Source organism: Hydrogenivirga sp. 128-5-R1-1 (genome assembly GCF_000171895.1).
Window position 1 is genome coordinate 1 of sequence record NZ_ABHJ01000013.1, and the last position, 11,217, is coordinate 11,217.

The 11,217-nt window shown below is 50.9% G+C and carries 11 protein-coding genes; 4 read left to right on the forward strand and 7 right to left on the reverse strand.

Features of this window, described 5'->3' with window-relative positions; translation table 11 throughout:
* The 6 genes from pilO to HG1285_RS07395 form a co-directional block, all read right to left on the reverse strand.
* A partial coding sequence (gene pilO / locus HG1285_RS07420) for a type 4a pilus biogenesis protein PilO (RefSeq protein ID WP_008287911.1) occupies positions 1-538 on the reverse strand: 538 nt, incomplete at its 3' end.
* The gene (locus HG1285_RS07415; RefSeq protein ID WP_008287912.1) at positions 538-1,182 is read right to left on the reverse strand and encodes a hypothetical protein; all 645 of its coding nucleotides are present in this window, start codon (positions 1,180-1,182) and stop codon (positions 538-540) included. The genes HG1285_RS07415 and pilO, both read right to left, overlap by 1 nt.
* Before the next feature lie 2 nt (positions 1,183-1,184).
* A complete protein-coding gene (locus HG1285_RS07410; RefSeq protein ID WP_032496748.1) occupies positions 1,185-2,066 on the reverse strand; it encodes a pilus assembly protein PilM in 882 nt (293 codons plus the stop codon).
* Positions 2,063-4,624 carry a pyruvate, water dikinase gene (gene ppsA, locus HG1285_RS07405; protein WP_008287914.1) on the reverse strand — a complete coding sequence of 854 codons (2,562 nt, stop codon included), beginning with the start codon at positions 4,622-4,624 and terminating at the stop codon, positions 2,063-2,065. The genes HG1285_RS07410 and ppsA overlap by 4 nt, the downstream gene beginning before the upstream one ends.
* Positions 4,625-4,626: 2 nt before the next feature.
* On the reverse strand, positions 4,627-6,627 hold the full coding sequence (gene glyS, locus HG1285_RS07400; protein ID WP_008287915.1) for a glycine--tRNA ligase subunit beta: 2,001 nt from the start codon (positions 6,625-6,627) through the stop codon (positions 4,627-4,629).
* Between the two features lie 13 nt (positions 6,628-6,640).
* The gene (locus tag HG1285_RS07395; RefSeq protein ID WP_008287917.1) at positions 6,641-7,483 is read right to left on the reverse strand and encodes a glycine--tRNA ligase subunit alpha; all 843 of its coding nucleotides are present in this window, start codon (positions 7,481-7,483) and stop codon (positions 6,641-6,643) included.
* A gap of 102 nt (positions 7,484-7,585) precedes the next feature.
* On the opposite strand from HG1285_RS07395, the gene amrS reads away from it, so the two are divergent.
* Positions 7,586-8,605 (forward strand): AmmeMemoRadiSam system radical SAM enzyme, encoded by a 1,020-nt coding sequence (gene amrS, locus HG1285_RS07390; RefSeq protein WP_008287918.1) that lies wholly within the window; start codon positions 7,586-7,588, stop codon positions 8,603-8,605.
* A gap of 1 nt (position 8,606) precedes the next feature.
* Here the strand turns inward: amrS and HG1285_RS07385 are convergent, their stop codons facing one another.
* On the reverse strand, positions 8,607-8,867 hold the full coding sequence (locus HG1285_RS07385; RefSeq protein WP_008287919.1) for a hypothetical protein: 261 nt from the start codon (positions 8,865-8,867) through the stop codon (positions 8,607-8,609).
* Between the two features lie 112 nt (positions 8,868-8,979).
* Between HG1285_RS07385 and rph the strand changes: the two genes are divergently transcribed.
* Genes rph through HG1285_RS18835 form a run of 3 tightly spaced genes read left to right on the forward strand, consistent with a single transcriptional unit; the run spans position 8,980 to position 11,206 of the window.
* Positions 8,980-9,747, forward strand: a complete 768-nt coding sequence (gene rph, locus HG1285_RS07380) for a ribonuclease PH (RefSeq protein WP_008287920.1) — start codon at positions 8,980-8,982, stop codon at positions 9,745-9,747.
* A complete protein-coding gene (locus tag HG1285_RS07375; protein WP_008287921.1) occupies positions 9,747-10,196 on the forward strand; it encodes a hypothetical protein in 450 nt (149 codons plus the stop codon). Before rph ends, HG1285_RS07375 begins: the two co-directional genes overlap by 1 nt.
* On the forward strand, positions 10,196-11,206 hold the full coding sequence (locus HG1285_RS18835) for a GGDEF domain-containing protein (protein ID WP_008287922.1): 1,011 nt from the start codon (positions 10,196-10,198) through the stop codon (positions 11,204-11,206). Before HG1285_RS07375 ends, HG1285_RS18835 begins: the two co-directional genes overlap by 1 nt.
* Positions 11,207-11,217: the final 11 nt, after the last annotated feature.

Here is an 11,217-nt window from a genome sequence, read left to right on the forward strand (position 1 = left end):
CCGTTGTTATAGGTATGCCTTGAACAGGTGCCTGTTTCTTCTTTGCCCTTCCACGCCTTCCCCTTCCCCTTCTTCCTTTCTGTTGTTGTTGAACTGCAGGCTTGACAAACTTCTTGCCTCCTTTTTCCACCAGTTGAAGGTTCTGAGTTCTGGGAGAGGAGAGGGATATACGTGTTATCACCAAGTTCTTTGAAACGGCGATCCTGTTTATCTCACCGAACACCTTCTCTATTTCCTTGCGGGTAGGTATATCACCCACAACCTCTGCAAGCTCTTTCTTCTTTGCCTCCTCCTCTTTTTTGAGATTCTCCAGCTGCTCCTCAAGTTTCTTCAAAGCTCCGGGTCTTATAATCCTTTTATACTTAGCTATCTCCTGGTTCAATCGCTGCTTTTCTTTAGTAAGCCTGTCTTTAGTTTCCATGTCCGGTTTTATCACATACATCCACACCGCACCGATGGCAACGAGTGGTAGGGCGACGGCTACCACCATCCGCTGCCACGCAGGTGTAGCTTCCCACTGTTCCTTCAGGCTAGGCATTACTCTCCCCCACTTACAAAATCTCTTCTAAACTTTATTGACGAAACGTAATAAATTATTCCGCTCTTGTTCTCCTGTTTCTTTATCTCGCTCGGTGTTAATTGGGGAAACTCCCTCTTCACTATGGTGAAGAAGTTCTTTATTGAGTTTATATCGTAAGAGCCAAAGGAGAGCTCAACGTTAACCCTCTGGAAGTCCATATCCTGGGAGAGGCTGTTAAACCATACGGTTGACGGGGCATAGCTGTTCAGGTAGCTGAGGGAGCTGTTGAAAGGCTCGTAGTAGTCCTTAAGAACTACGATCAGATCCTTGCTTATCTCAAGCTGTCTTATCCTCCTCTTGACAGCGTTTATCTCGTTACTAAGAGCTCTCATTCTTGACTGAACTATGTCCGCTTTCTTCTTAAGCTTGTTCCTCTGAGAGATTAAATTGCTTACCTCTCTCTGGAGGGAAGATATCTCCTGTTTGAGCTTGAAGGCGTAAAAGACCTCCCCTGCCAGGATCACAACCCCCACGGCAGGTATCGCGAGTATAGCCTTGTCCTTTGCGAGCTCCTTTATATCATACTGTTTAAGCTGTGCCAAGGATACACTCGGCAGGGCGAACTTTTTTTTCTCCTTCTTTATGAGGTTTATCCTTATCATCCCTACTCCTCCAGTCCCCTTATGGACATAACGTAAGGAACGAAAAATGCCGGAGGCACGCTCTCAAGGTCAAGTATCCCCAGGACGGGAAGGTTCATCATCACGTTTTCAAGGGTGCCCTCGTCAGCTATTATAGGTCCGGCGAGGTATATGTTGGATATCTCGTTTATAACGAGCAGGTTCCTGACCTCTATGAGGAACGTGTCAAGTATAGTCGGATCCTGGGTCTCCTGATAACGACGGTAGTTGAAGTCTATCTTGTTGTAGGATATGGCTCCCTTGGAGTAGTAAGTGAGAACGCCCTCGTAGTAATCTATGTACAGTATGGCGAAGGGCGGTGGAAGGTTGTTTATGATCCCGTAGTTGATTATGTCAACTATCTCGTAGTCAATTATCTTTGGGGTGAGACCGAACTTCTTCAGGTTTTCCTTTAGCTTTTCAACGGAGCTCTTTCGCGCTATGGTTATCACGACCCTTATGTACTTATCGTCAGGCTCTTTCTCCAAAAAGTAGTAGTCGTGTATGGTCTCCTCCTTTATCTGCTGCGTCTCGGATTTTATGTACCAATCTATAGCTTCCATGAGGTCCTTCTTGGACATGGCTATGGGGAACTTCTGGAACTTGAGTATGCCCTCGTCGGCGGGAAGACAGGTGACGACCTCCTTACCCTTGAGCTTGTGCTTGCTCACCACGTTGGATATAGCCTTGCTCTTCTCATCTTCGGTCTCGTGCTCAAAGACGAGCTCCACAGGTTCAAAGGTCGGCTTCCTGTTGGCGTCGAGCTCCAGTACACGGAAAACCTTGTCCGTCATGTAAACGGATACGCCCGTCTTGGTCTTCTTGAAAACCCTCCCCAGGTCTGGCATTTTCAATGCCAATTTCATTTAGCCACCCCCATCTTTTTTTCCATTTCGGACACTGCGAGCAATGTTTTAAGCACGGAGTCGGGGTTCAGAGAGATGCTGTCTATCCCCTGCTCCACAAGGAACTGGGCGAAGTCGGGGAAGTCGGAGGGAGCCTGTCCGCATATACCCACCTTCCTGTCCTTCTTCTTAGCCGCAGATATAAGCTGGGATATAAGCCTCTTCACGGCTTCATTCCTCTCATCGTAAAGGTGGGCGACGAGCTCAGAATCCCTGTCTATACCCAGCGTCAGCTGGGTGAGGTCGTTTGAGCCTATGGAGAAGCCGTCAAATATGTCGGCGTATATGTCTGCGAGCACCACGTTGCTGGGAAGCTCGGCCATAACGTAAACTTCAAGCCCGTTGTCTCCCTTCCTGAGGCCGAACTCTTCCATAACGGAGAGAACCTTCTCTCCCTCGCTCGGCGTCCTGCAGAAGGGCACCATCACCTTGGTGTTTGTAAGCCCCATCTTGTTCCGGACTCTGAGTATAGCCTGACACTCCATCCCAAAGGCTTCCTTGAATATGGGGGAGTAATAGCGTGAGGCTCCCCGCCAGCCTATCATGGGGTTCTCCTCTTCCGGCTCAAAGAGCTGCCCGCCTATGAGGTTGGCGTACTCGTTGGACTTAAAGTCAGAGAAGCGAACTATGACAGGGTTTGGATAGAAGGCTGCCGATATCTTAGCTATGCCGTAGGAAAGCTTCTTTATGTAGTATGTCTTCTTGTCATCGTAACCAAAGGTGTATCTATCTATATCATTCAGAAGTCTCTTCAGGTTGACGTTCCTCTTCTCCTTTCCCTTAGCGAGCTTCTCCTTCAGTGGTCCGTTGGCGTTGGCGTATATAGCCCTGAAGGTGACGAAGCCCCTGTCGTCAACCAGCCCCTGCTCTTTGAGCCTTTCGTAGAGCTCCTTTATGTCGTCGTAGTGTATGAGGGCGAGGGGGTGCACCTTTATGTAGTTGGCTATGATGAACTCCTCCCGGGCGAGACCCACGCCGTCATTGGGAATTGAGGCGTGCCTGAACGCGGACTCGGGGTTGCCCACGTTCATCATTATCCTGGTCTTCGGTCTGGGGAGCTCCTCTATGTTTATCTCCTCAACCTCAAACTTGAGTACTCCTTCGTACACGTAGCCGGTCTCTCCCTCTGCACAGGAAACGGTAACGTCCATACCGGCTTCAAGAACCTCTGTAGCATTTCCCGTTCCAACTACCGCGGGGATTCCGAGCTCCCTTGCCACTATGGCAGCGTGGGCGGTTCTTCCACCCCTGTTGGTGACTATGGCGGCCGCCTTCTTCATTATGGGCTCCCAGTCTGGGTCTGTTATGTCGGTTACTAGAACCTCCCCTTCCTGAAAGTTTTCGGCGTCCTTCAGGTCAAAAAGAACCCTGACCTTGCCCGCCGCTATCTTATCCCCGACGGCTATGCCCTGAACGAGCCTCTTCTTGGCTCGTTCGTGCTCTGGCTCCACTATCTTATAAACCTTTATAACGTTCTTCTCCTTCCTTGAGTGGACGGTTTCCGGTCTTGCCTGAACCACGAACAGCTCATTCAGCATCCCGTCCTTAGCCCATTCAACGTCCATGGGTGTCCACTTTCCCTTCTTTTCGGAGTAATGCTTCTCTATGAGGGTCCCCCACTCCGCAAGCTTGAGGATCTCATCGTCCTCAAGGGCAAACCTCTTCTGGTCGGCTATCGGGACGTTCACTATCTTTACCCTCTCCTCACCGCTCCCGTAAACCATCCTCCTGTCCTTCCTGCCGAGCTTCTTTTCTATGATCGCCGAGTATCCCTTCTGGAAGGTTGGCTTGAATACCATGTACTCGTCGGGCGTGACCATCCCTTGGACTATCAACTCTCCAAGACCGTATATGGCGTTTATGACGACCACGTCCTTAAAACCGGTCTCCGTGTCCAGGGTAAACATGACGCCTGAGGCACCCACATCGGAACGAACCATCTTTTGAACGCCGACCGCAATTCCAACGTTGAAGTGGTCAAAGCCGAAGGACTCCCTGTAGGATATGGCTCTGTCGGTAAAGAGTGAGGCAAAGCAGTTCTTTATAGCTGTAAGAACGTTCTCGGCACCGACCACGTTAAGGTAGGTCTCCTGCTGCCCTGCGAAGGAGGCGTCCGGGAGGTCTTCTGCTGTCGCCGAGGAGCGAACCGCCACGTCCACAGCGTGGGTGTTGTACCTTTCCGAGAGCTTGTTGTAATACTCCTTTATCAGCTCCTCAAGCTCCGGAGGAAACTCTCCACCCTTTATCAACTCCCTTACCGCGTAACCCCTTTTGGCGAGGTCAGCTACATCGTTTACGTTCAACCCTTCCAGAGCTTCCCTTATCTTCTCCTTGAGCTTATTGAACTCTATGAACTTGTAGTAGGCTATTGAGGTCACAACGAAACCGTAGGGTATGTTTATGCCCAGGGGGCTTAGGTTCTTTATCATCTCCCCGAGGGATGCGTTCTTTCCACCCGCCACAGGTATGTCCTCAATGGAGAGTTCGTCCAGCCACAGAACCAGAGCTTCCTTGTCCATTCCTAAACCTCCTGCAAAACTACCTCGCTGAAGTCTGCGTACCTATTGAAAAGTTTTTTTACCCTGTTTAAGAGGGAAAGCCTGTTCCTTTTAACCTCTTCGTCCTTGTCCATTATGAGAACGTTGTCAAAGAGGTCGTCTATAGCTTTCCTGAGTTTTGCAAGCTCACTTAGGGGAAACTCTCTGCTCTCCAACTCCCTCACCTCTCTCCAGAGATTTATCTCCTGGGGTTCTCTGAGGAGTTCCTCCTTCACCTCCGAATTCTCCCACTCCTTTGGTAATATTTTAACAACCCTCCTGTATCCCTCGTATATATCCGTAAAAGCCTTATCGTTTCTGACGGCGCTCAGTTCTTTGACCTTCTTAATTACTCTGTAGGGTCTGAAAGGACTCTCAACCTTAAGGACAGCCCTGACGAGGTCGTATCCGTATCTCTCCAGGTAGCTCTCAAGTCGCTGGGCAAGGAACTTCTCAAGCTCCTCCACGTTGTCAACCCTATCGTACAGCTCAAATAGCCTGGATATGTCTATGTCCCAGTTCCTCTCCTCAAGTATCCTGAACACTCCAAAGGAAGCTCTCCTAAGCCCGAAGGGGTCGGAACTTCCCTTGGGTATCTCACCGGCGGAGAAGAAGCTTACGAGGTCATCTATCTTGTCGGACAAGGAGAGCACAGCTCCTACGAGGGTTTCGGGAGTGTCATCTTCAAGCCCCTTGGGTTTGTACTGCTCGTATATAGCCTTGGCAACATCTTCCTCCTCACCCTGTTTTAGGGCGTATATGTAACCCATGTACCCCTGAAGCTCATCAAGCTCCTTAACCATCTCCGTCAGAAGGTCTGCCTTGGATAGATAGACAGCCCTCTCAACCTTCCTTCTAGTTTCCTCATCGCAGCTCAGCTCGTCGCAGAGCCTCTGGCTTATACTCTTGAGTCTCTCCACCTTGTCCAGAACCGTTCCTATCTTGGGGTGTATGAGAACGCCCGACAGCTTAGGGACAAGCTCTTCCAGCCTCCTCTTCAAGTCTTCCCTGTAAAAGAAGAGGGCATCCTCAAGCCTCGCTCTCAAAACCTTCTCGTAGCCTCTCCTGATGAGGTCTGTCTTCGGGAGGTTGTTGCTCACACCTATGAACTTGTTTATGAGCTTTCCATCTCTGGAGAGGCAGAAGAACCTTTGGTGGTGAGCGGATACAGTTATTATGACGAGCTCGGGGAGCTCAAGGAACTTCTCTTCAAAACTCCCAACGACCACGAAGGGGTACTCCACGAGGTTAGTAACCTCGTCAACGAGACCCTCCGGGTACCGGGGAACCGCAGACAGCTTTCGGGCTTCCTCTTCCACAGCATCAACGACGAGCCCCCTCCTCTCCTCTATAGAGGGTATCACCGAAGCCTTCTCCATAACGCTCAGGTAATCCTCAGCCTTAGAAAGCTCTATCCAGTCGCCCGAAAGGAATCTGTGACCCTTCGTCCTCCTATCAGACTGAAGCTCACCGAACCTAAGGTCAACGACCCTGTCTCCGTGCAGGGCGAGTATCCACCTGACAGGTCTTGAGAAGGTTATCCTCTTTGAGGAAGTCCAGCGCATCCTTTTAGGGAGGGGAACTGAAAGGAGCATATCCTCAAAACTCTCCTTCAGAGCCTCCAGCCTGCTCTTCTCCTCGTGAACTACCTTCAGGGCTACGTACTCGCCCTTGCCCTTACTACCCTTAAAGACGTCCCCCGGACGTGCTCCGTACCTCTTCAGGAAGCCTTCAAGAGAACGGGTTGGTTTGCCTTCCTCATCAAAAGCCACGTGCCAAGGTGGTCCGAATACGGTCTCCTCCCTCTTTACCCTCTCATCAACGAACTCTTTTACATAGAAGGCAAGCCTCCTCGGGGTTCCGTAGGTCTCTATGTCCTCCCTTCCCAGAACCTCCGACAACCTCCCCTTCAGAAAGGCAAGGGTGGGTTCAATCACGGAGGAGGGGAGTTCCTCTGTACCTATCTCAATGAGGAGGTCACTCATCGCTATCAATATATTACTGCATAAGCTCAAGGTAGAGCTGGGCTATCGCCCGAGCCATACCGCTCATCCTTCTTATGTACCTCGCCCTCTCCTGCACGGAGATAGCCCCCCTCGCATCAAGCAGGTTGAAGGTGTGAGAACACTTGAGCAGGTAATCGTAAGCTGGAAGAACGAGCCTCTCCTCTATAAGCCTCTTTGCCTCTTCCTCGTAAAGCTCAAACAGCTTGAAGAGCATATCAGTGTCGGCCTTCTCAAAGTTGTAGGTGCTCCACTCCCACTCAGCCCGCTTGAATATGTCCCCGTAGGTATACTTCTCGTTCCACCTTATATCGTAAACGCTGTCAACCTCCTGTATGTACATGGCTATCCTCTCAAGCCCGTAGGTTATCTCAACGGATATCTCGTCAAGGTCAAGTCCCCCGGACTGCTGGAAGTAGGTGAACTGGGTTATCTCCATACCGTCAAGCCAGACCTCCCACCCGAGACCCCACGCCCCCAGTGTGGGCGACTCCCAGTCGTCTTCCACGAACCTTATGTCGTGGTCTGACACGTTTATCCCAAGCTCTTCAAGGCTCTGGAGATATACACCCTGCGGGTCTTCAGGGGCAGGCTTGAGTATGACCTGGAACTGGTAGTAGTGCTGCAGCCTGTTGGGGTTCTCGCCGTATCTCCCGTCCTGTGGTCTGCGTGAGGGCTCAACGTAGGCGACGTTCCAGGGCTTCCTTCCAAGAACTTTAAGGAAGGTAGCCGGGTTCATCGTCCCTGCACCGACCTCAACATCGTAGGGCTGCCAGATAAGGCAGCCTTTATCAGCCCAGAAGCGGTGGAGGTTCATTATGAGCTCCTGAAAGTACATGGGGAGTATTTTACATCAACGGGCTAACCAAGCTGAGTTCTCCCGATACCCATAGAATTTATAGGGCTGGACTAATATTTTATTAGCAGTAAATTAATAACTATGAAGACCTTGGCGAAGTTCTGGAGACCGATAAACGGCAAGGTTGAGTGCTACCTGTGTCCTGTCGGGTGCGAGCTCAAGGACGGTCAGGTGGGCTCCTGCGGCGTAAGGGTAAACCACGAGGGAAAGCTCTACACCTACACCTACGGCTCACTCATATCTGCAGCCATAGACCCCGTTGAAAAGAAGCCCCTGTTTCACTTCTATCCGGGGCACAAGACCCTTACGATAGCCACCCCGGGGTGTAACCTGCACTGCAAGGGCTGCCAGAACTGGGAGATCTCTCAGGTTCCAAAGGGAGAGGTTACAGAAAACAGCTTCTACCAGGAAACGAATGCGCCACCAGAGGTTATAGTTGAGAAAGCCCTTGAGGAAGGGTGCGAGAGCATCTCCTACTCCTACTCAGATCCCACCATATTCGCAGAGTACATGATAGACGTGGCTAAGCTGGCAAAGGAGAAGGGTCTAAAGAACATAATGGTAACCGCAGGTTACATAAACCCTGAACCCCTTGAAGAGATAGACAGGTACATGGACGCTTACAGCATAGACCTGAAGTTCTTCTCAGACGAGTCCTACAGGAAGTACTCTAAAGGGAGGCTCCAGCCCGTCCTTGACACCATCAGGTACGTCTTTGAGAGGGGTAAGTGGCTTGAGCTCACAACCCTTTTAGTCCCCAAATACCTTGACGAGGAGCAGCTTAGGGGCATAGCGAACTGGATATCGGAGGAGTTGGCTCCCTGGGTACCCTGGCACATATCAAGGTTCTTCCCCTACTACAAGGCTAAAGACCTGCCACACACACCCGTGGAGGAGCTTGAGAAGGCTTACAGGATAGGCAAGGAGGCTGGGCTGGAGTACGTGTTCGTCGGAAACCTGTTTGGAAACGACCACGAGAGTACTTTCTGTCCGAAGTGCGGGAACAGGGTTATAGGCAGAAAGGGCTACATAATAACCGGTATTGACATGAAGGACGGAAAGTGCGGCAGGTGTGGGTACGAGATAAAGGGCAGGTTTTAAACTACTCTATCTCTATCTTCTTAGCCTTCCTCTTGGTTCCCTTGCCCTCCACCTTCTTCTCAAGGCTCTCTACCTTGTAGTCCAAAAGCGTCTTGAAGATCTTCAGAAAGGACAGCTCAATGGTGTAAAGGTTCTTGAGCACCTCGTCCCTGACCTCCTTGGGAGGAACGAAGGCTTCAAAGATGTTGAGGATACTTCTCTTGAGCTCCTGGACTTCCTCCTCAAGGCTCTCCACTTTCAGCTCTTCCTTCTTCTTAGCCATACTAATAAATATAAATGCACCGTAAGGCGTGTGAACAGGCTGGGGCGTCATCAAGGGCGAGACGGAAGCGCAGCGGGATCTCCGGAGCAGGTTAATTTAAAATAGTTCAGCTATGCGTAAGGATGGAAGAAGAGAAGATGAGCTAAGACCGGTAAAGATAGTCAGGGACTTCCTCAGCCACCCGGAGGGTTCGTGCCTGATAGAGTTCGGAGACACCAAGGTAATATGCACAGCCTCAGTGACGGAGAGCGTCCCTCCCTTTCTCAAGGGTAAGGGGCAGGGCTGGATAACCGCCGAGTACTCAATGCTGCCAAGGGCGACTCACACGAGAAACATAAGGGAGTCAGTCCAGGGCAAGATCAGCGGCAGAACCCACGAGATACAGAGGATGATAGGTCGTGCCATGAGAACCGCCGTTGACCTAACCAAGCTCGGTGAAAGAACCCTCTGGGTTGACTGCGACGTCATACAGGCCGACGGAGGTACGAGAACAGCCTCCATAACCGGGGCTTTTGTGGCTGTTGCAGACGCGCTGATAAAGCTCTACGAAGATGGGATCATACAGAGCGTTCCCATAAAGGACTTCGTTGCCGCCGTAAGCGTGGGTATAGTGAACGGTAAGCCACTCCTTGACCTCAACTTTGAAGAGGACTCCATGGCTCAGGTTGACATGAACGTCGTGGGTACCGGAGAGGGGAGGTTCTCGGAGGTTCAATCCATGGGTGAGGAGTACACCTTTTCAAGGGACGAGCTTGATAACCTCCTGGACTTGGCGCTGAAGGGCATATCGGAGCTCGTTGAACTCCAGAGGGCGTTATACGAAGCCAACAGGTCTATAGGATACTGGAAGAGAAAAGAGGTTAAGGAGGCGAGGTTTTGATGAGACTCGCCACAGCCCTTACCCTACTCTTGGCGCTCCTGGCGGTATCCTGTCAAGAGCTACCCAAGGATTACAGAGGTGAAGAGGGACGCAAGAAGCTTGAAAGGTACAGAAATCAGTTTGTAAAGGGTGTGGTCGTGGTTGACGAAAAGCTGAAGGATAAGATACCCGAGAAGCCCTACTTTTTGATAATATCCGTTAAAAACCTGAAAGAGCCCCAGCCGATAGCCGTCCTCAGGGTTAGGAACCCCGAATTCCCCTTCACCTTCAAGATCACTGGAAAGAACAAGATAAGAACCGACAGGTTTATTGAGGGGGAGCTGCTCGTGAGCGCCAGGGTGAGCAGAACACCCATGGCCGAGGCTCAGAAGGGCGATCTCGTGGGGAGCGCAAGTGCAAAGGCCGGCGACAGGAACGTAAAAGTGGTCATAGATACGGAGGTTCCTTGATGAGGTGTGAAGAAAAGATAGAGAAGATGCTGGAAATAATTGAGAGGGTAGCCAACAGGGAGTACGAGAAGGACAACTGGAAGGGCATACTGGACATGGTTGCGGAGCTCTTTGAGGCAGACGGAGCCGCCATAGGAGAGGTAAGGGGAGACTACCTCTACTACACGAAAGCCTCAAGCACCATAGCCGACTCAGGTATCTTCAACCCGGAGGAGTTCAGGGTTCCCGTATGGTGGAGCGCCTTTGAAGAAGCCAGCGACAGGGGTTACATCCTTATAGAGGACTACCAGAGGTACGAGAGGGCTGTTGAGTCCTGGAAAAAGATTGGCTTGCGTTCAAAACTCGTCGCCATACTGGGCGACAAGGAGCCTTTCGGTAGCCTTTCCGTAGGTAGGGTTATGAGCTCAAAGCCGTTTACAGAGGAGGACGGTAAGATACTGAGAAGCCTCGCCTTCATATTCTCCTTCATAGTCAAGGAGGAGCTTGAGAAGAAGAGGCTGCTGGAGAAGGCTATAATAGATCACCTGACCGGTCTGTACAACAGGTTCTACCTTGAGGAGGCAGGAGCCCGTGAGATCGCAAGAGCTAAACGCTACGGGTTCCCCATATCCTTGATAATGTTTGACCTTGACAACTTCAAGCAGGTAAACGACACCTACGGGCATCAGGTAGGGGACAGAGTACTCGTAAAGTTTGCCAGCATAGTCAGCTCAAACGTGAGAAGCACGGACATGCCCGTCAGATACGGAGGAGAAGAGTTCGTTGTACTCCTACCTCACACCTACCCGGAGGAGGCCGTCAAGGTGGCAGAGCGCATAAGGGAAGAGTTTGAGAAGTTTCTCTTCAGATTTGAGGGTGAGGTCATGAGGCTGACTGTCAGCGCCGGCATATCCTTCTGTAACTCGGGGGAGTGCAGTCTCGGTGAGCTCATACAGATGGCTGACAAAGCCATGTACGAGGCAAAGGAGAAGGGTAAGAACAGGATAGAAGTATTCTCCTATCAGACATAAATTTAAAAGAT